General features: G+C 73.5%; 20 protein-coding genes. 10 read left to right on the top strand and 10 right to left on the bottom strand.

Annotated features, from left to right (window positions below; translation table 11 throughout):
* Nucleotides 1–139: 139 nt before the first annotated feature.
* From C1N81_RS37745 to C1N81_RS37725, 5 genes are all read left to right on the top strand, one after another.
* Nucleotides 140–1990, top strand: coding sequence for a peptide ABC transporter substrate-binding protein (locus C1N81_RS37745; protein ID WP_394435886.1), 1851 nt, complete (start codon nucleotides 140–142; stop codon nucleotides 1988–1990).
* Nucleotides 1987–2937: an ABC transporter permease gene (locus tag C1N81_RS37740; RefSeq protein WP_394435885.1), complete on the top strand. Its 951-nt coding sequence runs from the start codon at nucleotides 1987–1989 to the stop codon at nucleotides 2935–2937. Before C1N81_RS37745 ends, C1N81_RS37740 begins: the two co-directional genes overlap by 4 nt.
* A complete protein-coding gene (locus C1N81_RS37735; RefSeq protein ID WP_394435884.1) occupies nucleotides 2934–3836 on the top strand; it encodes an ABC transporter permease in 903 nt (300 codons plus the stop codon). The genes C1N81_RS37740 and C1N81_RS37735 overlap by 4 nt, the downstream gene beginning before the upstream one ends.
* A gap of 47 nt (nucleotides 3837–3883) precedes the next feature.
* Nucleotides 3884–5917 carry an ABC transporter ATP-binding protein gene (locus C1N81_RS37730; protein WP_394435883.1) on the top strand — a complete coding sequence of 678 codons (2034 nt, stop codon included), beginning with the start codon at nucleotides 3884–3886 and terminating at the stop codon, nucleotides 5915–5917.
* 92 nt (nucleotides 5918–6009) lie between these two features.
* Entirely contained in the window at nucleotides 6010–7098 is a 1089-nt protein-coding gene (locus C1N81_RS37725) for a WD40/YVTN/BNR-like repeat-containing protein (protein WP_394435881.1), read from the top strand.
* A gap of 27 nt (nucleotides 7099–7125) precedes the next feature.
* On the opposite strand, the gene C1N81_RS37720 is transcribed toward C1N81_RS37725, so the two are convergent.
* Complete coding sequence (locus tag C1N81_RS37720; protein WP_394435880.1) at nucleotides 7126–7803, bottom strand: uracil-DNA glycosylase; 678 nt, start codon at nucleotides 7801–7803, stop codon at nucleotides 7126–7128.
* A 160-nt stretch (nucleotides 7804–7963) separates the two neighbouring features.
* On the opposite strand from C1N81_RS37720, the gene C1N81_RS37715 reads away from it, so the two are divergent.
* Together C1N81_RS37715 and C1N81_RS37710 are read left to right on the top strand one after the other, a co-directional pair.
* Nucleotides 7964–8965: an N-acetylglucosamine kinase gene (locus tag C1N81_RS37715; RefSeq protein ID WP_394435879.1), complete on the top strand. Its 1002-nt coding sequence runs from the start codon at nucleotides 7964–7966 to the stop codon at nucleotides 8963–8965.
* Nucleotides 8966–9093: 128 nt separating this feature from the next.
* Nucleotides 9094–10029, top strand: a complete 936-nt coding sequence (locus tag C1N81_RS37710) for a sirohydrochlorin chelatase (RefSeq protein WP_394435878.1) — start codon at nucleotides 9094–9096, stop codon at nucleotides 10027–10029.
* Between the two features lie 225 nt (nucleotides 10030–10254).
* Here the strand turns inward: C1N81_RS37710 and C1N81_RS37705 are convergent, their stop codons facing one another.
* Complete coding sequence (locus C1N81_RS37705; RefSeq protein ID WP_394435877.1) at nucleotides 10255–11304, bottom strand: lactonase family protein; 1050 nt, start codon at nucleotides 11302–11304, stop codon at nucleotides 10255–10257.
* Between the two features lie 134 nt (nucleotides 11305–11438).
* Complete coding sequence (locus C1N81_RS37700; protein ID WP_394435876.1) at nucleotides 11439–12929, bottom strand: FUSC family protein; 1491 nt, start codon at nucleotides 12927–12929, stop codon at nucleotides 11439–11441.
* Nucleotides 12930–13262: 333 nt separating this feature from the next.
* Between C1N81_RS37700 and C1N81_RS37695 the strand changes: the two genes are divergently transcribed.
* Nucleotides 13263–13526 (top strand): hypothetical protein, encoded by a 264-nt coding sequence (locus C1N81_RS37695; protein WP_394435875.1) that lies wholly within the window; start codon nucleotides 13263–13265, stop codon nucleotides 13524–13526.
* A gap of 141 nt (nucleotides 13527–13667) precedes the next feature.
* A complete protein-coding gene (locus tag C1N81_RS37690; protein ID WP_394435874.1) occupies nucleotides 13668–14135 on the top strand; it encodes a LuxR C-terminal-related transcriptional regulator in 468 nt (155 codons plus the stop codon).
* Nucleotides 14136–14152: 17 nt separating this feature from the next.
* Here C1N81_RS37690 and C1N81_RS37685 read toward each other — a convergent pair whose 3' ends face one another.
* The 7 genes from C1N81_RS37685 to C1N81_RS37655 form a co-directional block, all read right to left on the bottom strand.
* Nucleotides 14153–14860, bottom strand: coding sequence for a DUF3152 domain-containing protein (locus C1N81_RS37685; RefSeq protein ID WP_394435873.1), 708 nt, complete (start codon nucleotides 14858–14860; stop codon nucleotides 14153–14155).
* A gap of 176 nt (nucleotides 14861–15036) precedes the next feature.
* Entirely contained in the window at nucleotides 15037–16638 is a 1602-nt protein-coding gene (locus C1N81_RS37680) for a type 1 periplasmic-binding domain-containing protein (protein ID WP_394435872.1), read from the bottom strand.
* A 70-nt stretch (nucleotides 16639–16708) separates the two neighbouring features.
* A complete protein-coding gene (locus C1N81_RS37675) occupies nucleotides 16709–16921 on the bottom strand; it encodes a hypothetical protein (RefSeq protein ID WP_394435871.1) in 213 nt (70 codons plus the stop codon).
* Nucleotides 16894–18903 (bottom strand): P-loop NTPase family protein, encoded by a 2010-nt coding sequence (locus C1N81_RS37670; RefSeq protein WP_394435870.1) that lies wholly within the window; start codon nucleotides 18901–18903, stop codon nucleotides 16894–16896. The genes C1N81_RS37675 and C1N81_RS37670 overlap by 28 nt, the downstream gene beginning before the upstream one ends.
* A gap of 141 nt (nucleotides 18904–19044) precedes the next feature.
* Nucleotides 19045–19623 (bottom strand): hydrolase, encoded by a 579-nt coding sequence (locus tag C1N81_RS37665; protein WP_394435869.1) that lies wholly within the window; start codon nucleotides 19621–19623, stop codon nucleotides 19045–19047.
* A 36-nt stretch (nucleotides 19624–19659) separates the two neighbouring features.
* On the bottom strand, nucleotides 19660–21048 hold the full coding sequence (locus C1N81_RS37660; RefSeq protein ID WP_394435868.1) for an MFS transporter: 1389 nt from the start codon (nucleotides 21046–21048) through the stop codon (nucleotides 19660–19662).
* Nucleotides 21045–21521 carry a MarR family transcriptional regulator gene (locus C1N81_RS37655; protein ID WP_394435867.1) on the bottom strand — a complete coding sequence of 159 codons (477 nt, stop codon included), beginning with the start codon at nucleotides 21519–21521 and terminating at the stop codon, nucleotides 21045–21047. The genes C1N81_RS37660 and C1N81_RS37655 overlap by 4 nt, the downstream gene beginning before the upstream one ends.
* A 100-nt stretch (nucleotides 21522–21621) precedes the next feature.
* Here C1N81_RS37655 and C1N81_RS37650 point away from each other — a divergent pair, with 100 nt between their 5' ends.
* Nucleotides 21622–22938: an SGNH/GDSL hydrolase family protein gene (locus C1N81_RS37650; RefSeq protein WP_394435866.1), complete on the top strand. Its 1317-nt coding sequence runs from the start codon at nucleotides 21622–21624 to the stop codon at nucleotides 22936–22938.
* Nucleotides 22939–22940 lie beyond the last annotated feature (2 nt).

The raw sequence follows: 22940 nt of genomic DNA, 5'->3' as shown, positions 1-22940 counted from the left end.
TTGACCAGGCCTCCCCCGGATCCGAGGTACTTTCCGAATGAACCTATTGACTTGATTCGAACGGCCGACTTAGGTTTCGGGCGCCCCTCCGTCGATCCGTGGCACGGAGCAGGCTCTCTCCCCTTGGAGGCCCTTCGGCATGCGTTCCCCCAGGTCAAAGGCGTCCGCCGCGCTCGCCCTCGCGGCGGCACTGGTGGCGCTCACCGGCTGCACGCACGAGGGCGGCCGGATCGCGATGGGCCCCACAGGGGGCACCCCCGTCGAGGGCGGCACGGCCACGATGGCGCTGCCGCCCGCGGCCACACCCAACTGGATCTTCCCGATCGGCGCGCCCGGCTACGGCGCCTCCTACAACTACGGAATCCAGACACTTCTGTACATGCCGGTCTACGACGCGGTGCAGGAGAAGGGCGAGCTGACCACCACGGGACCGAGCACGCTCGGCCTGAAGCCCACGTACAGCGACGGCAACACGACGGTCACCGTGCCGCTGCGCAAGGGCGTCACCTGGTCCGACGGGACCCCGGTGACCGCTCGCGACCTGGAGTTCTGGTTCAACCTCGTCAAGGCGAACAAAGCCGACTGGGGCAGCTACTCGGTCGGCACGATGCCCGACAACGTGAAGAAGTTCGAGGTCGTCGACGACCACACGGTGCGGATGCGCCTGGACCGCGCCTACAACCCGGACTGGTTCACCGCCAACCAGCTCACCTTGATGCGCGCGATGCCGCAGCACGCCTGGGACGCCACCGAGGACGGCGGGCAGATCGGCGACCACGACCGGACGGCGAAGGGCGCCAAGGCCGTCTTCGCCCGGCTCACCCGGCACGCGAAGAGCCTGGGCTCGTACGGCAGCGACCCGCTGTGGAAGACCGTCAACGGGCCCTGGAAGCTCGCGGGCTGGCGCGACACCGGCCAGGTGACGATCGTCCCGAACGAGAAGTACACCGGTCCCGCGTCCGAGCGTCCGCACCTGGACAAGGTGGTCTTCAAGCCGTTCACCACCGCCGACTCCGAGTACAACGTGCTGCGCTCCGGCGGCGTCGACTACGGCTACATCCCGCCGTCGGTGATGGCGCAGAAGGAGAAGTTCGAGGACAAGGGGTACCGCGTCGACCCGTGGGAGGGCTGGGCGGCCACCTACATCGTCTACAACTTCAACTCCACGCACGCGGGCCCCGCGATGGACCAGCTCTACATCCGCCAGGCCATGCAGCACCTCGTCGACCAGAACGCGATGAGCAAGGTCATCTGGCAGGGCAGCGCGACGCCGACCCTCGGTCCCGTACCGGTCACGCCGAAGAGCCAGTACCTGTCCAAGGAGATGGAGCACAACCAGTACCCGTTCTCCGTCGCCAAGGCCGAGGCGCTGCTCAAGGACCATGGCTGGAAGACGGTCGACGGTGTCGCGCGTTGCGTGCGCCCCGGCACCGGTGACACCGAGTGCGGCAAGGGGATCGACAAGAACGATCCGCTGGAGCTGACCCTGCTCTCCCAGTCGGGCTCGACCGAGACGACGAACACGATGCAGGAGCTGAAGTCCTCGCTGAGCAAGGCGGGCATCGACCTGACCGTGCGCCAGCAGCCGCTCAACTCCGTCCTCGGCAACTCCGTGCCCTGCAAGGCGAAGGACTCCGGCTGCGACTGGGACATGTCCTTCTTCGGCACCGCGGGCAGCTGGTACTACCCGCTCAACCCGAGCGGCGAGCAGCTCTTCTCGACCGGCGCCTCCGCCAACTTCGGCAACTACAGCGACAAGAAGGCCGACCGGCTCATCCGGGCCGTGCAGTACGCACCGGACATGACAGCCGTCCATGAGTACGGCGAGTACCTCGCCGAGCAGCTTCCGGTGATGTGGCTGCCGAACCCCGCCTACCAGGTCTCCGTCATCCGCAACGACCTGCGGGGCGTCGAGCAGAACCCGACGGTCACGTTCGCGCCGCAGCACTGGTACTACGTCAAGAACGTCAAGAAGGGGGCCGCGAAGTGACCGGCTTTCTGGTCAAGCGTTTCCTCCAGGCGCTCGTCGTCCTGTTCCTCGTCTCGCTCATCGTCTTCACCCTGCTGCACCTGCTGCCGGGCGGCCCGGCCCGCGCGATCCTCGGCCCGAAGGGCACCCCGCAGCAGATCGAGCACTTCAACCACGCGCAGGGCTACGACCGTTCGCTGCCGCAGCAGTACTTCATGTATCTCAAGCGGCTGTTCACCGGCGACCTCGGCGAGTCGTACAAGCTGAACTCGCCCGTCTTCGACCTGCTGAAGCAGCGCCTGCCGAAGACGCTGCTCCTGACCGTCCTCTCGACGGTCCTCGCGGTCGTCATCGCGGTCCCGCTCGGCCTGCTCCAGGCGGTGCGACGCGGCAAGGCGTCCGACTACGCGCTCACCGGCCTCGCCTTCCTGCTGTACGCGACGCCCGTGTTCTTCCTCGGCCTCATCATGATCATCGTGTTCGCGCAGGTGCTGCCGGTCTTCCCGGCGGAGGCGCCGCAGGGCGAGACGATCGGCCAGCTCCTCGGCGACTTCACCGGGCTCGTCCTGCCCGTCGTGACCATGGCGTTCGGCATCATCGCCATGTTCAGCCGCTACATGCGCTCGGCGGTCCTCGACAACCTCACCGAGGAATACGTGCGCACCGCCATGGCCAAGGGCCAGTCGAGCCGCCGGATCATGGTCAGGCACGTCCTGCGCAACGCGCTCATCCCGCTCGCCACCCTGCTCGGCCTGTATCTGCCGACCTTGTTCAGCGGCGCGCTCGTCGTCGAGTCGATGTTCAACTACCCCGGCATGGGGCTCCTGTTCTGGAACGCCGCGCAAGGCTCGGACTTCCCCGTGCTGCTCGGCGTGACCCTCGTCGTCGGCATCGCGACCGTCCTCGGCTCGCTGCTCACCGACATCCTGTACGCCGTCCTCGACCCCCGGATCCGGAGCGTGGCATGACGACCGCTGTGACATCTCAGATACCGGGCCACGAGGAGGCCGCGCAGGCCACCCCCTCCCTCGCCCGCCGCACCCTGCGCGTCTTCACCGGCAACAAGGTGGCCCTGACCGGCGTCGTGCTGCTCGTGCTGCTGCTCGCCTTCTGCTACCTCGGCCCGCTCGTGCACTCCACCGAGCAGGTGCACACGGACCTCTCGCAGGCCAACCTCGCTCCGGGCAGCGCGGGACATCTCCTCGGCACCACCGACCTCGGCTACGACATGGTCGGCCGGCTGATGGTCGCCGGGCAGACCTCCCTGGAGATCGGCCTCGCGGCGGGCCTCCTCGCCACGCTCTTCGGCACCGTGTACGGGGCCGTCGCCGGGTACTTCGGCGGCTGGGTCGACGCCGCGATGATGCGCGTCACGGACGCGGCGCTCGCCATCCCGGCGATGTTCCTGCTCGTCGTCGTCGCCGCGATCATCACGCCCAGCAAGGGCGTCCTCGTCCTCATCATCGCGGGCGTCGCCTGGCTCTCCCCCGCCCGTCTGGTGCGCGGCGAGGCGCTGTCCCTGCGCAACCGGGAGTACGTGCAGGCGATGCGGATGATGGGCGGCAGCGGTGCCCGCGCCGTCTTCAAGCACATCGTGCCGAACGCGATCGGCACCGTCATCGTCAACTGCACGTTCCAGATCGCCGACGCCATCCTCTACGTCAGCTATCTCGCCTTCCTCGGCCTGTCCATCCCGCCGCCGTCCGCCGACTGGGGCTCGATGCTGTCCGCCGGCATCACCTACACGCAGAACGGCTACTGGTGGCTCATCTTCCCGCCGGGCATCGCGATCGTCCTCGTCGTCGCCGCGTTCAACTTCATCGGCGACGGACTGCGGGACGCCTTCGAAGTACGGCTGCGCAAGTGAGCAAGAGCCCCTCCTCACACTCCAGGGAAGACGCCAGGGAAGCTGACATGACCGAGCCTCTGCTCAAGATCGAAGATCTGCGGGTCGACATCGCCTCGCGCGACCGCACCGTCCACGCCCTCGACGGCATCTCGCTGGAGCTGGCCCCCGGCGAGGCGCTCGGCGTCGTCGGCGAGTCCGGCTGCGGCAAGACCATGACGGCGCTCAGCGTCCTCGGCCTGCTGCCGCCCGGCGGCACCGTCACCGGCGGCCGCATCCTCTTCGACGGACACGACCTGGCAGCCGCGCCCGCGCCCGTCCTCCAGGACGTCCGCGGCAACACCATCGGCATGGTCTTCCAGGACCCGCTGACCTCCCTCAACCCGACGATGACGATCGGCGCGCAGGTCGCCGAGCCGCTCCTGCTCCACCGCGACGTGACGAGGAAGGAGGCGTACGCGCGCGCGGAGGAGACGCTGCGCCTTGTGGGCATGCCGCAGCCCGCCGAGCGCATGTCGGCCTATCCGCACCAGCTGTCCGGCGGTATGCGCCAGCGCGTCGCCATCGCCATGGCGCTCGTCTGCGAGCCGAAGCTCCTCATCGCGGACGAGCCGACGACCGCCCTCGACGTGACGACGCAGCACCAGATCCTGGAGCTGATCGACGACCTGCGGTCGCGGCTCGGCATGGCGATGATCCTGGTCACCCACGACCTCGGCGTGATCGCCAACCGGGTCGACCGGGTCGCCGTGATGTACGCGGGCAGGGTCGCCGAGCAGGCGGACGTACGCGGCCTGTTCGCGCGCCCGCGCCACCGGTACACCGAGGCGCTGTTCGCGGCGCTGCCCGAGCGCGCCGCCGACCACGACACCGAACTGCACACCATCGCCGGTCTGCCGCCGAGCCTGACGGTGCGCCCGACGGGCTGCCGGTTCGCGCCGCGCTGCCTGTTCGCGACCGACGAGTGCCGCGAGAAGGAGCCGTTCCTCGTCGAGGACGAGGTGCGGGGCGCCGGGCACCGGTTCGCCTGCTTCCACCCCGTGCCCGACGTGCGCGAGGCGGCCCCCGACGAGGTGGTGGCGCCCGCGCCGCTGCCCGCCCGGGACACCGCCAGCGATGACGTACTCCTCGCACTCGACACCCTGGTGAAGGAGTTCCCTCTCAAGGGCGGGCCCTTCTCGCGCTCCAAGGGCACGGTCAGCGCGGTCGGCGGGGTCTCCCTCACCGTGCGCAGGGGCGAGACGTTCGGCATGGTCGGCGAGTCCGGCTGCGGCAAGACGACGCTGGGGCGGATCGTCGCGGGCCTGGAGGAGCCGACGTCCGGCGCCGTCCGCTTCGAGGGCCGCGACCGCGCGGACCTCTCGCGCGCCGAGCGCCGGGCGCACCGCAAGCGCGTCCAGCTGATGTTCCAGGACTCGACGGCGGCGATGGACCCGCGTATGCGCGTCGGCGAGATCCTGCGCGAACCGCTCGTCATCCAGGGCGTCGGCAACCGGGCCGAGCAGGAGAGACTCATCGGCGAACTGCTCGACGCGGTGGGGCTTCCGCGCGGCGCGGTGCACCGTTACCCGCACGAGTTCTCCGGGGGCCAGCGCCAACGCCTCGGCCTGGCACGGGCGCTGACGCTCTCGCCGGAGCTGGTGGTGGCCGACGAGCCGGTCTCCGCGCTCGACGTGTCCGTGCAGGCGCAGATCCTCAACCTGATGCGGGAGCTGCAGCGCGAACGCGGTCTGACGTACCTGTTCATCTCGCACGACCTGGCCGTGGTCCGCTACCTCGCCGACACGGTCGGCGTCATGTACCTCGGCAAGCTGGTCGAGGTGGGCCCCGCCGAGCAGGTGTACAACCGGCCGCTGCACCCGTACACGCGCGGGCTCCTCGACACCGTCAACGTGCCCGACCCGGAGGCCGCCGCGTCCGGTACGCCGCTGGCCGGCGAGACCCCGTCGGCGGCGCGGCCCCCGTCCGGCTGCCGGTTCCGCACGCGGTGCCCGATCGCGCGGGACGTGTGCGCGACGGTCGAGCCGCCCGTGTCGAGCCCGGACACGCCGGGGCACCAGGTGGCGTGCCACTTCCCGCTGGGGGTCGCCGTACCGGCCTGACCTGCGACACAGCCGTCCGGAGCGGCCGTTGTCAGTGGTGGGGTGCAGACTGACGGACACCTGGAGACAACGGCGTTTCGGAGGTGTTCGGCATGACGGACGTACTGCTGGCGGTGGGCACGCGCAAAGGGCTCTTCCTCGGGCGCAGGCGCGGCGGCGGGGCCTGGGAGTTCGACGCGAGCCCGTACTTCAACGCGCAGGCGGTGTACTCCGTCGCGCTCGACACCCGCACGGACACGCCCCGGCTGCTCGTGGGCGGCGACAGCGCGCACTACGGCCCGTCCGTGTTCCACTCGGACGACCTCGGGCGCACCTGGACGGAGCCGTCCGCGCCCGCCGTGAAGTTCCCCAAGGACACCGGTGCCTCCCTGGAGCGGGTGTGGCAGCTGCACCCGGCGGCGGCCGAGCCGGACGTGGTCTACGCGGGCACGGAGCCGGCGGCGCTGTACCGCTCGGTCGACCGGGGCGAGTCCTTCGAGCTGTGCCGCCCGCTCTGGGAGCATCCGACGCGCTCCCGGTGGGTGCCGGGCGGCGGCGGTGAGGGCCTGCACACGGTCCTCACGGACGCCCGGGACCCGGGGGCGCTGACGGTGGCGGTGTCGACGGCCGGGGTGTTCCGCTCGGCGGACGGCGGCGAGAACTGGGCCCCGTCGAACTCCGGGGTGGCCGCCGTGTTCCTGCCCGACCCCGATCCGGAGTTCGGCCAGTGCGTGCACAAGGTGGCGCGGGACGCGGTGGACCCGGACCGGCTGTACCTGCAGAACCACTGGGGCGTGTACCGCAGCGACGACGCGGGCGCGAAGTGGACCGACATCGGTGCGGGGCTGCCGTCGACGTTCGGCTTCGGCGTCGCCGCGCACCCGCACCGCGCGGACACGGCGTACGTCTTCCCGATCACCGCCGACATCGACCGGGTCCCGGCCGAGCGGCGCTGCCGCGTCTACCGCACCCAGGACGCGGGCGCGAGCTGGGCGCCGCTGACCAGCGGGCTCCCCGAGGGCGATCACTACGGCACGGTGCTGCGGGACGCGCTGTGCACGGACGACGCGGACCCGGCGGGCGTCTACTTCGGCAACCGGAACGGGGAGGTGTACGCGTCGGCCGACGACGGCGACAGCTGGCGGCAGGTGGCGTCCCACCTGCCGGACGTGCTGTGCGTGCGCGCGGCGGTCGTGGGGTGAGGCCGTGGCGCCGGGCGGCCGCGAGGGTTAGGGCAGGCGCCAGTCCACCGGCTGCGCGCCGAGCCCGGTCAGCAGCTCGTTGGTGCGGCTGAAGGGGCGGGAGCCGAAGAAGCCGCGGTCCGCCGACATGGGCGAGGGGTGCGCGGACTCGATCGCCGGCAACTGTCCGAGCAGGGGGCGCAGATTGCGTGCGTCGCGCCCCCACAGCACGGAGACGAGCGGCCGGTTCCGGGCGACCAGCGCCCGTATCGCCTGCTCGGTGACCTCTTCCCAGCCCTTGCCGCGGTGCGCCCCGGGGCTGCGCGGAGCGGTCGTCAGCGCCCTGTTGAGCAGCAGCACGCCCTGCTTCGTCCAGGGGGTCAGGTCGCCGTTGGACGGGCGGGGCAGGCCGAGGTCCGCGTTCAGCTCGCGGTAGATGTTCTGCAGGGAGCCGGGCAGCGTCCGGACGTCGGGCGACACGGCGAAGCTCAGGCCGATCGCCATACCGGGGGTGGGGTACGGGTCCTGGCCGACGATGAGCACCCGGACGTCGTCGAACGGCTGCTGGAAGGCTCTGAGCACGTTCGCCCCGGCCGGGAGGTAGGTCCGCCCGGCGGCGATCTCGGACCGCAGGAAGTCCCCCATGGCCGCGATGCGTCCGGCCACGGGCTCCAGGGCCTTCGCCCAGCCGTCTTCGACAAGTTCGTTCAAAGGTCGCGCTGCCACGACGCGTCACTCTACTGCCCCGGCGCCCTCACCCCGCCGCCGGGGAACCCATGCGCGGAAGGGGTGTACGGGAGGGGGTGCGGCGGCGCTAGTGTTCCTCCTCGTCCCTTCCCCGCACCGGGCGGCGGGGACGGACGGACCGAGGACAGGAGGGCACCGGGTGCGCACAGCGAACGAGGCGACGGCCGCCGACACGGCGCCGGACGCGGCGCGTTGGGTGCTCGGCGTCGACTCCGGCGGCTCGGGCCTGCGCGTCGCGCTCGCCCCCGCCGACGCCCTGTCCCGCGCGCAGACCACGGTGTCCCGCGAGCCCGTACGCACCGTGACGGCGGGCATCGACCCGGCGCATCTGCTGGATCAACTGCTGCCCATAACCCGGGAGTTGCTGAAGACGGCCGGAGACCCGGACCTGGCCGCCGTGGCCGTCGGGGCCGCCGGAATGGCGACGCTCGGCGACGGGCTGCGGGCCGAACTGCCCGACGCGCTCAAGCGTGAACTGGGCGTCACACGGCTCGCGTTGGCCGGGGACGCCGTCACCGCGTACGCGGGCGCGCTCGGCCAGCGGCCCGGCGCGGTCGTCGCCGCCGGGACCGGACTTATCGCCCTCGGCACCGACCTCACCGCCTGGCGCAGGGCCGACGGCTGGGGCCATCTGCTCGGCGACAGCGGGGGCGGCGCCTGGATCGGCCGGGCCGGGCTCGACGCGGCGATGCGGGCGCACGACGGGCGGCGCGGCGGCAGCGCGGCGCTGCTCGACGAGGCCGAGAAGCGGTTCGGCCCGGCCGGCGAGCTGCCCGGACGGATCTACCCGCGCGCCGACCGGCCCGCCGCGCTCGCCTCGTTCGCCCCGGACGTCGCCCGCTGCGCCGGGCACGACCCGGTCGCCGCCGGGATCCTGCGCGACGCCGCCCGGCACATCGCGGAGGCGGCCGCCGCGGTCTGCCCGGCGGACGGCGGCGAGGTGGCACTGACCGGCGGGCTCCTCAACATGGGCGAACCCCTGCTCGGCCCGCTCCGCGCGGAGCTCGCGGAACAGCTCCCGGGCGCCACCGTCGTCTCCGCCGCCGGTGACCCGCTCAACGGGTCGCTCGTCATCGCGGACGCCCTCGCGGCGGGTGACCTCCGGTTGCCGCGGGAGGGGCGTCTGCTGTACGTCCCGTAAACCTCACGCACCCGCGCGGACCAGGACACTTGAAGCATCCGTAACCGATCGGACAATCGCGGACGGATACCGCTCAGCTGCCCCCTGACCGCGCGACAGGGCCGGGAGAGCCAGTAGCATGCGGCGCCATGAGCTCCCCCAATGGGCCCGCTTCCGGCCTGCCTGTACGAATGCCGCGACCTCGCCAGCCCGGACGCCACCGCCGTCCGGAACCCGTGGCCGCCCCCGAGGGCGCACCGGCCCTCGTGCTGGCCGTGCCCGGCACGCCCAGCGCCGAGACGCGCATGCTCGCCGACGAGGTCGTGAGCATCGCCCGGTCCGAGCTCCCCGGTCTGGACGCGCGCGTCGGCTTCGTCGACGGGGAGAGCACCGACTTCCCGGTGTCCGCCGAGTTCCCCTCCCTCGCCTCCGTGCTCGCGCACGCCGCGAAGGAGCGCACCGCCCGCTACGAGCAGGCCGTCGCCGCCGGCGTCGAGGCGACCGCGCCCGAGGGCCCCGTCGCGGTCGTCGTACCGCTGCTCGCCGGTCCGGACAGCGCGCTGCTGCGCGAGATCCGCCAGTCCCTCGCCGACAGCCGCGTCGCCGCCGAGCTGACGGACGTCCTCGGCCCGCACCCGCTGCTCGCGGAGGCCCTGCACGTGCGGCTCTCCGAGGCCGGGCTCGCCCGCGCCGACCGGGCCCGCCTGTTCACCGTGGCGACCGCCGCCGACGGCATCATCCTCGCGTCGGTCGGCGGCGAGGAGGCGGTGCAGGCCGCCGGGATCACCGGAATGCTGCTCGCCGCGCGGCTCGCCGTGCCCGTGATCGCCGCCGCGCTCGACGAGGAGGGCGCCATCGCCGCCACCGCCGAGCAGCTGCGCGGCTCCGGCTCCCAGCAGCTCGCGCTCGCGCCGTACCTCGTCGGGCCCGAGCTGGACCCGAGCGTGTGGGAGGCGGCCGCCAAGGACGCGGGGCTCGCCTCCGCGGCGCCGCTCGGGGCGTATCCGGCGATGGGGAAGCTGGCGCTCGCCAAGTACACGGCGGCGCTGGGGATCACGCCCCAGCCGGTTGCCTCCGGCGGTTGACCGGTACGACAGCGGGCCCGGGACTTTTTGTCCCGGGCCCTTTGTCGTGGGTGCGGTTTTCGCTGTGCGGGGCTCCTTTGCTCGGCTCGCCCTGCGGGCTCGATCATCGCCCTTCGGGCTCGTCCTCAAGCGCCGGACGGGCTTGATCGGCCGACCTCGCGCGCCCCGCGGGCACGGTGGCCGTACCTGCAGCTTGCTCGCTTCTCGCTCGACGGGCGGGGCTGGTCAGTCGAAGATCACGCAGGATGCCGCCTGGACCCGTACCGAGCCCCTTCTCGTCGGCTCGCCCGTCTGCTTGTCCAGGGTGAACCAGGTGACGTCTCCGGAGTGTTCGTTCGCCGCGTAGAGGTGGTGGGCCGACGGGGCCAGGGCCAGGTCGCGGGGCCAGTGGCCGCCGCAGGGGGTCGTCGCGCGGAGGGTGGGGTGTTCGCCCGTGGGGTCCAGGGTGAACGTGGAGATCACGTCCTCGCCGCGCGTCGCCGTCCACAGGAAGCGGCCGTCGGGCGAGACGACGATCTCGGAGGGGTAGGCGTCCCCGCGCGGCGCCTCGGCCAGGACGGAGACCTCCGTCAGCGGCTTGAGGATGCCCGCGTCCGCGTCCCACTGGCAGACGGTGAGCGTCGGGGTGAGTTCGTTGAGGACGTACGCGAATCCGGCCGACGGGTGGAAGACCAGGTGGCGGGGGCCGGAGCCGGGGCGCAGGGCCGTCTCGTGGTGGACGGTGAGCCGGCCGCCGGTGAGGGCGCAGACGCGGACGGAGTCGGTGCCGAGGTCGACGCCGACCGCCCACCGGCCGCTCGGGTCCGGCAGGACCTGGTGGGCGTGCGGGCCCTGCTGGCGCTGCGGGTGCGGACCGGAGCCGGTGTGCCGCAGCAGGGCGCGGCCGCCCGCGTCCGGGGAGCCGTCGGCGCGCAGCGGGAGCGCGGTGACGCTGCCGGAGCCGTAGTTGGCGGTGAGCACGTGGCCGCCCCAGAGGGACAGGTGCGTGGGGCCGTCGCCGTCGACGGGGGCGGGCTTGCCGACCGGGGTCACCGGGGTGGTGTCCGTGCGGTACGCGGTGACCGTGCCGTCGGCCGTCTCGCCGACCGCGTAGAGGAGCCCGCCGTCGGCGCCGAGCGCCAGGTACGAGGGGTCGGGCGTGGCGTCGCTGGCGCCGAGGAGGGTCAGCGCGCTGTCGAAGGGGTCCACCGTCGCGGTGACGATGCCTGGACCGCCCGCCGCCGTGAACGATCCGATGTAGGCCCGTCCTGACCGTCCTGACTGACTGCCGGTCACTGTGTCCCCTTTCGGCGTACGGGCCGCGTGCCCGTGCGCCGACCGTAGCAGCGGGCCCTCGGCAGGCCGTCGAGGGGAGACGGGCGGTGTCGGGGCAGCGCGTGCCCCGGTCCACGGCCCCGCGCCCGCTCCGCCTACGCCCGCGCGGCCGCTCCGCGCAGCGGAACCGCCATCTCGACCAGGGCCCGCTCCAGCGCGTGCAGGTGGGCCAGGACGGGTTCCGCCTCGGGCGCCCCGGGCGCGGTGTCGACGCCCGCCGCGTACGGGGCCGGGGCCGTCAGCGCCTCCACCGCCGCCTCCACACGCCAGCAGGCGGCGGCCAGGCGGGCGTCGTGCGAGGCCTCCGGGTCCGCCGCGACGGAGGCGAGGCCGCGGACCTCGCGGGCGCAGTCGTCGAGGAGGGCGAGGATGTGCCGGGCGCGGCCCTTGCGGGCCCCGAGCGGGCTGAGCGGGTGGACGAGGGGGGCGAGGGAGAGGCGCACGCGGGCCAGCAGCGACTCCAGTTCGGCGACGCGCGGGGCGGGGTCCGCCGTGTCGTCCCCGGCGAGGCGGGCTGCGGCCTCCGCGGTGCAGGTGTGGACGCAGCGCAGGGCGCGTGCGACCCAGGCGTCGGTGACGGAGTGCGTGGTGACGGGCAGGACGAGGAGCACGGCGAGGACGGCGCCGAGCGCCCCTACCGCCGTCTCCGCCACCCGCAGGGCGAGGAGGGCGGGGTCGAGGACGCCGAGGAGCCCGTAGAGCATGCTCGCCATGGTGGTCACGGCGAGCATCATCCACGTGTAGGAGACGGCGGCCGTGTAGAAGATCCCGAAGACGCTGAGGGCGATCACCAGGGCGGCCACCACCGGCTCGTCGTGCAGCGGTACGGCGACCAGGAAGCCGAGGACGATGCCGAGCACGGTGCCCAGGAAGCGCCGGAAGCCCCGTACGAGGGTCTCGCCGCGCGAGGTCGTGTTCACGAAGACCCACCAGGTGGCGCCGACGGCCCAGTACCAGCGCTGGTCGGAGAGGAGCTGACCGACGGCGAGCGCGAAGCCCGCGCCCGCGGTCGCCTGCACGGCCTGGCGGGTCGTGATCCGGGCGAGACCCGTCCCCGTGAACGGGACGGGTACGGGCGCGGGGACCGGCGCCCGGCGCTCGTAGCACCACGCGCCGAACCGCACCCCGGCGGCGACCGCGAGCGAGAGCAGCACCGCCGCGTACAGCTCGGGGAGCCGGCCGGGTGTGGTGTGCAGGAACTGGGCCGCGAAGTAGGTCATGAAGGCGAACACGCCGAGGGAGTGGCCGCGCGGCCCCCACCGCCGCGCATAGACGCCCGCCCCGACGATCGCGAGGAAGACCAGGTCACGGGCGAGCGGCTGGGCGTGCAGGAGCGCGGCGAGCGCGAGGACGGGGAGGCCCGCGACGGGCAGCAGCGCCGTCGTCACCGCCTGGCCGCGGACCGTCGCGTCGGTCACCGTGAACAGGGCGAGCAGCGCGGCGAGCCCGCCCGTGACGGCCGACGTCAGCGCGTGGCCCAGCGCCCCGCTCACCGCCACGGCGAGCCCGATCCCGAGCACGGCCCGGCTCGCGAACCGCAGCCGCGCCCGTCCCGGATCCGGCGCCACGAAGGCCCTCTTCAGCAATGTCCCCGCCCTTCCCGACCGTTCCGCTCCGCATTCCGGGCCGTTCGCGGCCCGGACATGAGGAAGGCGCCACGGAGATCCCGGAGGATCCGCGGCGCCATCGACCCGTGCATTGCAGCATCCGGGGGACTGATGGTTCAACAGGCCCCGGATGCGCTGGGCCAATGGTTCAGCCATGGCGCGCGCCGGGCGGCCGGGAGAGGGCCAACGGACCACCCCGCCCGCTCCCCCGGCCGCCGCCGCGTCCGTGTCACCCGCACAAGGTGATGCGCCGCGTCGCGGCCCGGCGGCAGGGTCGTCCACGGGCCGGGCTCGCGTACGGGAGGTGGCGTCATGGGCGGGGCGCGGACGGGCTCCGGATCGGACGGGCCGTCGTCGGGCGCCGACTACGAGATCCGGGTCCGGGGCAGGATCGCCGAGGCGTTCCGGGCGGAGTTCGGCGAGTTGACGATCGTGCTGCACCCGGCCGAGACCGTCCTCCTCGGCTCCGGGCTCGACCAGGCTGCGTTGTACGGGATCCTCGACCGCGTCCAGACGTTCGGCCTTGAGCTGCTCGAGGTACGGCGGCTGCCCGGCCCCCGCGACGCCGGACGCTGAGTCCCGGACCCGGCCGCTGAGCCCCGGACCCGGCCGCTGAGCCCCGCCCCGGCCACGGAGGGCCGACAAGCCCCTTCCCCGGCCCCCGTTCCGCCCCCACCGTGGGAGGGAGATGCCCTGTCACATGGGGAGGTGGAGGGCATGCACACGCACATGCTGCGCCCGGGGCCCGACGGCCCCGGGCCGGTGGACGGGCGGGTGGCGGATCTGCACGGCCGGCTGCGCTCGCTGAGCCGCGGCCCGCTGGGCGCGGACGAGGCGGTGACGACGTGTCTGGTGTGGGTCGCCGGTGTCCTGGTCGAGATCGCGGAGGACGTGACGGACGCGCGGAGCGCGCGTGAGCTGAGGGACGAGGCGTCCGCCGTGCTGGCCTCCGTGCCGGAAACGGGACGGGCGGCCGGCGCACCCGCCGCGCTCGAACCGCTGACGGACCGCCAGCTCGCCGTGCTCCACGCATTGCAGCACGAGGCGCCGCTGCGGCAGATCGCCGACGGCATGTACGTCTCGTACAACACGGTCAAGAGCCACACCCGCGCGGTGTACCGGAAGCTCGGCGCGCGCACCCGCGCCGAGGCCGTGGACCGGGGACGGGAGCTGGGGCTGATGTGAGACGGGGCGCGGGCCCCTCAGGACACGTGCGGGCCGCCGAGGTAGATGCCCGCGCGGTCGTACGGCCAGGCGTTCGCGGTGCAGCCGTGCAGGCCCTTGATCTGCTGCATCATCGCGGGCGCGGGCCGGCCGGCCGCCGGGCACGTCTCGTGGCCGTGGCCGATGCGGTGGCCGACCTCGTGGTTGACGATCAGCGCCCGGTAGTCGGTGAGGGGCCCGTCGAACTCGGGCGAGCCCTGCACCCAGCGCCGCAGATTGACCACGACCGACTGGCCGATGCTGCAGTTCACCTCGCCGCCGGTGTCCAGGCCCGCGGAGCCGCAGAGGCAGTCGACGGTGTGCGGTGTGGCGATCTTGATGATGAAGTCGCGCGGCCCGGAGCCGACGAGCTGGAACCGGTCGACGCCGTCGCGGCTCCAGCCGCGCGGGTCGCCGAGGATGCCCGCGATCTCCCGGGCGGCGGTGTCCGCCTTGATCCCGATGCCGTCCTCGACCTGCACCTTGTAACGCCGAAGCCGGTGCCCGGAGCCGACCGGTGCCCCTTCGCCGCGCGCCGTGCTGAAGGTGCCGGGGCCGACCACGGGCAGCGTGCCCGGCGCGGCGCCGATCGCGGCCGTGTCCGCTCCGGCGCCGTCCCGGACGCACCGGGTGATGGCGAGCGCCTTGCTGTGGCGCCAGTACGCGTAGGCGCCGCCGGCGGCTCCGAACACGGCGGCGACCACCACGCCCGACACCAGCACCCGCGTCAGGCGTCTTCGCGCCCTCCCGGCACGGCGCGCCCCTTGTTCCCGTCGTGTCACCCTGGCCCCCCTGAGTTCGCGAACCCCTAGATCCTGCCACTTGGTCCGGACCAGGTCACGGCCGGGGCCCGGCCGCCCGGGGACGGCACTTGTGGCCGGACTCAGCCCTCGCTGGGCACGACGCAGTCGTCGGGCTGCGGGCGCCCCTTGGGCCAGCCGATGCCGACGAACTCGACGGCGCGGGTCTCGGGGTCGAGTTCGACGACGGAGACCGGCTTGTCGTAGGCGTTGCCCGCGTTGGTCAGGCAGATCCAGCCGCTGGTGCCGATGACGCGGTGGCGGGACTCCAGGCGCGGCCACTCCGCGGTGACGCGCTGGAGGGAGGGCACGTCTCCCCCGGTCTGCGAGTTGGCGAGGAAGACGGCGGTGGCGATGGTCCGGACGCCGTCGTGGACGAGCATGGTGCGGGAGTCGTCGAACCGCACCGGGCCGATGTCGCCCGCCGTCCGCCGCTCGGCGAGGCGGCGCAGGTCCGCCAGTTCCCCGGCGGGTTGGGTGAGGTACTCGGGGCGGTCGTCCTTGCCGGGGTGGGCGCGGTCCCAGTCGCGCAGGGCCCGGTTCCAGGCGTCGGGGTGGCCGGGGGCGGTGTACTGGACCGTGACGGTGGGCGCGGCCGTGCCGTCGCCGCCGCGCAGCGTCTCCCAGTCACCGTTCTTCAGGTACCGGTTGAGGGTGGCGGAGCCGGAGCCGCTGACGATCCTGTACTTCTTGCCGTGGCAGGGCGTCTCGGCGAGTTTCAGGGCGAACAGGCGCAGGTGGACGGGGCGTCCGGCGAAGTAGACGTAGTGGGCGTCGGAGTCGCAGATGTTGAGGCTGATCTGGACGAAGTCGTTGCCGGTGTCGCCGGTCCCGGTGATGTCCGGCGAGCGGAACGGCTGGTCCTTGGGGCCCGGCGGGCCGTCCTCCTTGTGGCTGAAGGCGCGGGCGAGCGACGCGTTGTATATGTCGCCGGGCCGGGTGTCCTTGACGAGGACGGTCTGCGCGTCCTTGAGCCCGCCGTGGAAGTCGGCCAGGGCGGCGGCCTGGTCGCTGTTGGTGGGGATGATGCGGGCGAGCCCCGGGTAGGGCTGCTCGTCCTGGCCGGGTTCGGGGTTGGCCGGGTCGTCGCCGCTGATCCGGCTGGCGAGGACAGGGATGCCCAGTTCCCTGGTGAGGCGGGTGATGGCGGCCTTGGTCTCCTTGAGGCTCAGGTTGAAGCCGGTGACGGCCCGCAGGTTGTCCCGCTTGTCCCGCGCCATCTGCGCCAACTGGTCGACGACCTTGGCCTGTTGCCCGTAGTCGGTGCCGGGGTTGGCGAGGACCAGGCGCAGCAGCGGCACCTGCTCGGAGCGGTTGGCGCGGTACTGGGCGAGGTAGGCGCCCTGGATCTCGCTGCGCAACTGCGTGCGCTCGGCGGCGAGGCCAGGGTGCAGGGGCAGCACCATGGCGACGGTCACATGGGGTTTGTCGCCGACGAACTTCTGATTCTCCTCGGCGATGGCGCGGGCCACCTTGGTGATCTCCGGGGTGCCGAAGTCGTAGCCGGTGCCGTTGGCGCCGATGCATTCACCGGCGCTCTTCTCGACCCCGGGGGCGCAGTTCTCCGGCCCGTCCGGCGCGGGCCAGAGCAGGACGGCGGCGACGGTGATCACGGCGGCCGCGCACACGGCCAGGATGCGTCTCAGCGGCGTCGCCCACAAGATGTTGTACAGCGAGTCCCCCATGGTGTCCCGCCCCTCTTCGTCGCTTCGTGTCGTGGCCCGCCCTGCCCGCTCCGCCGTGCCGGACGCGCTGTCAGCCGTATCCGATGTGCTGGGTGCACGCGCAGCGTTCGAGCGGCTGGCGCGCGTCCGCCCGGTCGCCCCAGGCGCGGGCCACCCGGGCGAGCTGTTCGGCACCCTCGGCCGCCCGGTCCGCGTCCACGCCGTAGGGGCCGCGCCCGGCGACGGCCTCGTCCGCGAGGTGCGCCAACTCCTCGCTCAGACCGCCCAGTTCGTCGCGCAGCACACCGGGACGGTGTCGGCGAGGGGCCAGGTCCGCTCGCCGCTGAGCCAGGCCGCGTGCAGCAGCCGGTCGATCCTGCGGCGCCGGGCGTCGCCCGGTACGTGGATCTCGCCGTGCGCGCGGTCGAGGCGGTCGTCGGGGCGGCCGAGGAGCGGCGCGTCGGCGATGGCGAGGAGCTCCTCGCACCAGGCGCTCGCGGTGCGGGTCAGGAACACGTCGGACAGGTAGCGCGTGACGTGCTGTGCGCCGTCGGAGGCGAGCAGGTGGTGCACGCGATGGGCGGCTGCCGTGCCGAACCGGGCGTCCGCGTGGTCGTCGCCGAGGTCCCGGTAGTGGCTTTGCAGGACGGCGTGGGCGGTGTGCCAGGCGCCGCCGTCCGGCCGCATCCGGTACAGGCGGCGCATGAGGAGCCGGCGCAGGCCGAGGTCGCCGACGAAGTGCCGGGGGCAGGGCGGCCAGCCGCTGTCCTCCAGGAGTTCGGCGGCGCGGTAGGCGGTCAGCGGGTTCGCGCGGCCCTCCTGCGCGGCCCGCAGCACGGCCTGGGCGCATTCGGCGTCGTGGGCGACCGAGAGGTGGCTGAGCAGGTCGAGCCAGCGGCCGCGGTGGGCGGGCGGCAGCTCCTCGGGCAGGTGCCGGGCGATCAGTTCGTCGAGCAGGACGTCGGCGACCGGCCGGTCCTCCGCGCTCTCGGTGCCGGGCAGCCGGGTGTCGAGGACCGACCAGTCGGTGCACCGCTCCCACTCCGCGAGGGGCAGCGCGGCGCTCGCCTCGCCGAGCCGGGTCACGATCAGCGGCCGGCCCGCGCTGAGCCGGTGGATGCCGGTGTCGACGCGCAGCCGTGCGGCGTGCCCGGGGTCCTGGTGGCCGGTGCGCCCGCGCTCGCTCGCGGCGCGCTGCTCGTCGCGGGAGAGCCGGGGCATCCGGACGAGGAGCACGCCGTGCCACAGGGGCGCGGCGTCGGGGGCCGTGCCGGTGGGGCGGCTCCATTGCGGCAGTCCGCCGGCGGAGGCGTCCCACACGGCCGGGCCCGCCGCGTCGCCGCCCGCGTAGTAGAGGAAGCGTCCGCCGTCCTCGCGCCGGGCCGTCGCGAGGATGACGAGGCGGTCGTGGCGGCGTCGCTCGCGGTCCTCCAGGACCGGTGTGAGCAGCCGGCGGCCGAGCGCCGTGTCGGCGTGGTCGAGGAGGAGGACGGGGCGGCCCGCCCGGGAGACGCGTCCGCGTACGGAGCTGTAGGCGGCCTCGATGTCCGCCCGCAGCGCCCGGAACAGGAAGCCTTCCGCGATCCGGCGGGATTCGCCGCCGCGCTGGAAGTCGGCGGCGAGCCCGCGCAGGCCCGACCGGGGCTGGCCGCCCGCGCCCGGGTACGTCCCGTAGAACTCGGTGAGGATCTTCCTGCCGTCGGCGGAGAGCTGGGTGAGGAGGCCGTCGATCAGGGCGTTGACGAGGGGGCCGAGGACGGGGTGGGTGACCAGGCCCGCGAGGAAGCCGACGTAGTTCTTGACGGTGCCGCGCAGCACGCCGCGCCAGAACGAGGCGGGAGGCAGCAGTTCGTCGAGCCTGCGCACCTCGTCGACGAGGGCGTTCGCCGTGCCGTGTCCGTCGCTGGCGGCCACCGCGGCGAGGCCGGCGTACAGGCGCGGCACGGCGACCGGCCCGCCGTCGCCGTCCCAGTCGTGCAGGTCGAGGGCGAGGGCGCGCAGCAGCTCGGTCGTCTCCGAGCGGGTGTGCAGCGGTTCCTCCGGCTGGCCGCGCAGGCCGGCGTCGGCGCAGTCGGCGTAGGCGACGGGTACGCGCGGCTTGAAGTGCCGCTGCACGGAGCGCAGCAGCCGCCCCTTGCCCATGCCGGGGCCGCCGACCAGCAGGACGACGGGCAGGTCGGGGCCGAACAGCGGCTCCTTGTTGCGTCCTGTCCGCGTCCGCCCGACGAGCCTGGCCACCAGGCCGTCGTGGTCGAGCAGCGCGTCGAATCCGAGATCGTCCCCCACAGACCCCTCAGTTCTCAGCCGTCGGCCGTGAGCCGTCTTCGTCGATCGTCCCCGTCGGCGGTCTCCGGTCGGATCATCGTCCGGTGGGCCGTCAGGTTAGCGAAGTGGCGTGCGTTGTGTGGGGGGTTCACACAGTTGGGGTCACCTTTCGGCGAGCAGCTTCAGCACGTCCTGCGTCCCGCCCGTCTCGCCGAGGCGCGGGAAGATCCGCTCGACGCTGTTGCGGTGGGCCTCGTCGGACAGGTCGGTCATGGCGTCGGTGGCGAGGGTGACGTGGTAGCCGTGCTCGTGGGCGGCGCGGGCCGTGGACTCGACGCCGATGCTGGTGGCGATGCCGGCCAGGACGATCTGGGTGACGCCGCGGCGGCGGAGGTGCAGGTCGAGGTCGGTGCCGTAGAACGCGGACCAGTTGCGCTTGGTGACGACGATGTCGCCCGGGGACCCGGCGAGCGCGTCGACGATCCGGTCCCAGCCCTCGGGGCGGGCGGCGGCGCGGCGCGGCGTGTCCGTGCGGCCGGGCGCGGCGTCCGCGTCGTCGGCGGCGTGGGTGACGCGGACGAGGACGACCGGCAGGTTCCGGGCGCGGAACGCGTCGGCGAGGCGCACGGTGCGCTCCAGGACGTCAGCGGTGCTGTACGGGGTTCCGGGCGCGCCCATGACGCCGTTCTGGAGGTCGATGACGACGAGGGCGGTGGCGGGGTCGAGGGTGGTGACGGACATGCGGAGACACCTTTCGGACAACGGGGGGTGACGGGGTCACGTGTCGCGGCCGACGCGGCTCAGTGAGCGGTCGGCCACGCACGCGATCAGGAACAGCGCGGCGACGGCGACGAGCAGCCAGGCCATGCCGTGCAGGCCCGCGCTGGTGGCGCCGGAGCGGAAGAAGACGGCGTTCGCGGCGGAGGCGAGGAGCGCGCCCAGGTAGGTGAAGGTGCGCAGGAGTCCTGCGGCGGAGCCCATGCGGGCCGGGTCGGCCTGGGCGTACAGGGCGTTCTGGTTGGCGAGCCCGTTCAGGCCCTGGGGGATGCCGAAGACGGCGCCGAGCACGATCAGGAGCCAGATCGCGGTGGCCGAGTCGAGCAGCAGCAGGGCGACGCAGCCGAGGAGTTGGACGACGGCTCCGACGACGAGTTTGCCGCGTACGCGCGCGTACCGCCCGGTCAGCGCGGTGACGGCGATGGCCGCGAGGGACATGGGCAGCAGGAGCAACCCCGCGTGCGAGGCGCTCAGGCCGCGCCCTTCCTGGAGCCACTGCGTGTACCCGTACAGGAAGGCGTACGAGGTGATGTAGGCGAGGAGCTGGCGGGCGTAGGTGGCGAGCAGCGGGGCGTTGCCGCCGAGGACGCGGAGGTCGATGAAGGGGCCGTCGACGGCCCTCTCGCGGCGGGCGAACCAGAAGCCGGTCGCCGCGCCGGCGACGGGCAGGTACCAGCGGTCGGCGCCCGGGTCGGTCAGGAAGAGCATGAACGCGGTCAGGGACGCCGCGAAGAGGACCATGCCGGGGACGTCGGTGCGGGTGCCGGGGACGGTGCCCTTCGTCCTCGGCAGCCACAGCGCGCCGAGCAGGAGGCAGGCGGCCGACAGGGGCACGTTGACCCCGAAGATCAGGTGCCAGCCGCCCGCGCCGATGAGGAGCCCGCCGAGTGTCGGCCCGATGACGGCGATGACCTGCGCGGAGACGGACAGCGCGGCAAGGATGCCGCTCGGGCTCTTCTCACCGGTGCGGTCGGACTCGGAGCGCAGCAGCGACATGGAGGCCGGGTAGGCGGCGGACGTGCCGAAGCCGAGCAGGACCCGCGCGGCCACGAGGGTCCACAGGTTCGGGGCCAGCATCCCGAGGAGGCCGCCGACGCCGACCAGGGCGGTCCCCGCGAGGTAGAGGCGGCGCGGGCCGAACGCGTCGACGAGCCGGCCGATGACGGGCTGGCCGACGGCGGTGGCGAGGTAGAGGCCGGTGACGAGCCAGGCGGTCTGCGCGGGCGGGGCGCCGAAGGCGCGGCCGATGGGGATGAGCGCGACCGCGAGCATCGAGGAGTTGATCGGGTTCAGGACCGAACCCAGGATCATGGGGACGACGAGGCGGCGGTCGAAGCCGTCGGGGCCGGCCGTGCGCGCCCCGCGTATGCGCTCGGCGAGCCGGGTCATGCCTGGGTCACCTCGTCGATCAGCTTCATGGCGGTGACGACGGCCCGCAGCTGTTCCTCGGTGCCGTGCTCCTGGAGCGCCCGCGCGAGCCACTCCTGCCGGGCCCGGCGCACGCCCTGGCCGCGCTCGCGTCCGGGGCGGGTGAGGGAGACCAGCTGGCGGCGTCCGTCGTCGGGGTCCTGGCGGCGCTCGACGAGCCCGGCCCGCTCGAGCGAGATGACGGTCTTGGCCATGGACTGCGGCCGTACGTTCTCCACGACGGCCAGTTCGCTGGCGGTCGCGGCCCCGATCTTGTCGAGGCGGGCGAGGACGGACGCCTGGGACGGGGACAGATCGACCTCGCCCTCGCCGCCCTCGAACACCTCCAGGTTCTCCAGGGAGCGCAGCTTGCGGCGCAGGCGGCCGACCACCACCCAGATGTCGGCGGCCGCCTGCGCGGCGGTCGCGGAGGCGGCCTCTTGCTTCTCGGTCATGCGTCCACCGTAGATCGACAGCCTTGACTGTGCAACCTGGGCTGCCTATCTCGGTGCAGGCCCCATTGACGGGCCCGCGCCCCGCCCGTAGGAACGATTCATGCGAAGACGCCTCTGGCACAGACGCCCCCTCGCCCTCCTGACGCTCCCGCTGGCGGGACTCCTCGCCGCCGTCTCCCTGCCCTCCGCCGCGCACGCGGCGCACCCCGCCCCCGGCTACACCGGCACCTGGGCCGCCGGGCCGACCGGGGTGCCCGCCTCCGACACCACCGCCTTCGCGGACCGGACGGTGCGGCAGATCGTGCACACCAGCGTCGCGGGCCGCACGGTGCGGGTGCGGTTCACGAACGAGTTCGGCGCCGCCCCGCTGGCGATCGGCGAGGCCCGGGTCGCGCACCGGGCCCCCGGCGGACCCGCCACCGCGATCGACCCGGCCACGGACCGGGGACTGCGCTTCGGCGGCCGCTCCTCGACGACCCTCGCGCCGGGCGCGCAGCGCTGGAGCGACCCGGTGGCGCTGCCCACCGCCCCGGGCGGCTCCCTGGTGGTCAGCCTGTACCTGCCGCGCCGCACCCCCGCCGCCACGGTCCACTCCTCGGCGTTCCAGCACGGCTTCGTCGCGGCGGGCAATGTCGCGGCCAAGCCCGATCTGACCCCGACCACCACCATGACCAGCCGCTACTTCCTGTCGGGCGTGGCCGTCGACCGGCGCCCCGGCACGGCCGACGCGGCGCTCGTGACGTTCGGCGACTCCATCACCGACGGCTCCAACACCCAGGTCGACGCGGACCACCGCTGGCCCGACCTGCTCGCCGAACGGCTGCGCGGCGACCGGCGCCTGGCCTCCACCGGCGTCCTCAACGCGGGCATCGGCGGCAACCGCCTGCTCCGCGACCCGAACCCGCCCGCCGGTTCCCCCGCCGAGTCCTACGCCGCGTACTTCGGCGAGAGCGGCCTGAAACGGTTCGACCGGGACGTGCTCCGCCAGCCGGGCGCGAGCGCCGTCGTGGTGCTGCTCGGCGTCAACGACCTCGGCCACCCGGGCACCACGGCGCCCGCGTCCGAGGAGGTGTCGGCCGGTGAACTCATCGCCGGGTACCGGCAGTTGATCCGTCGCGCCCACGAGCACGGCCTGCGCGTCCTCGGCGCGACCATCCTGCCCTTCGAGGGCGACTCGCTCGGCTTCTACACCCCGGAGCGGGAGGCGGTACGGCAGGCCGTGAACCGCTGGATCCGCACCAGCGGCGCCTACGACGGCGTCGTGGACTTCGACGCCGCCCTGCGCGATCCGGCCTCCCCCGGACGGCTGCTCGCCGCGTACGACAGCGGCGACGGGCTGCACCCGAACGACGCGGGCATGGCCGCGATGGCGCGAGCGTTCCCGCTGCGCCTCCTGCACAGTCTCCCGAACCGGTAGGG

It is taken from the genome of Streptomyces sp. SGAir0957 (genome assembly GCF_043523415.1).
Note: the sequence above shows the minus strand (reverse complement) of the source record. Positions and strands in the feature narration are given on the sequence as shown.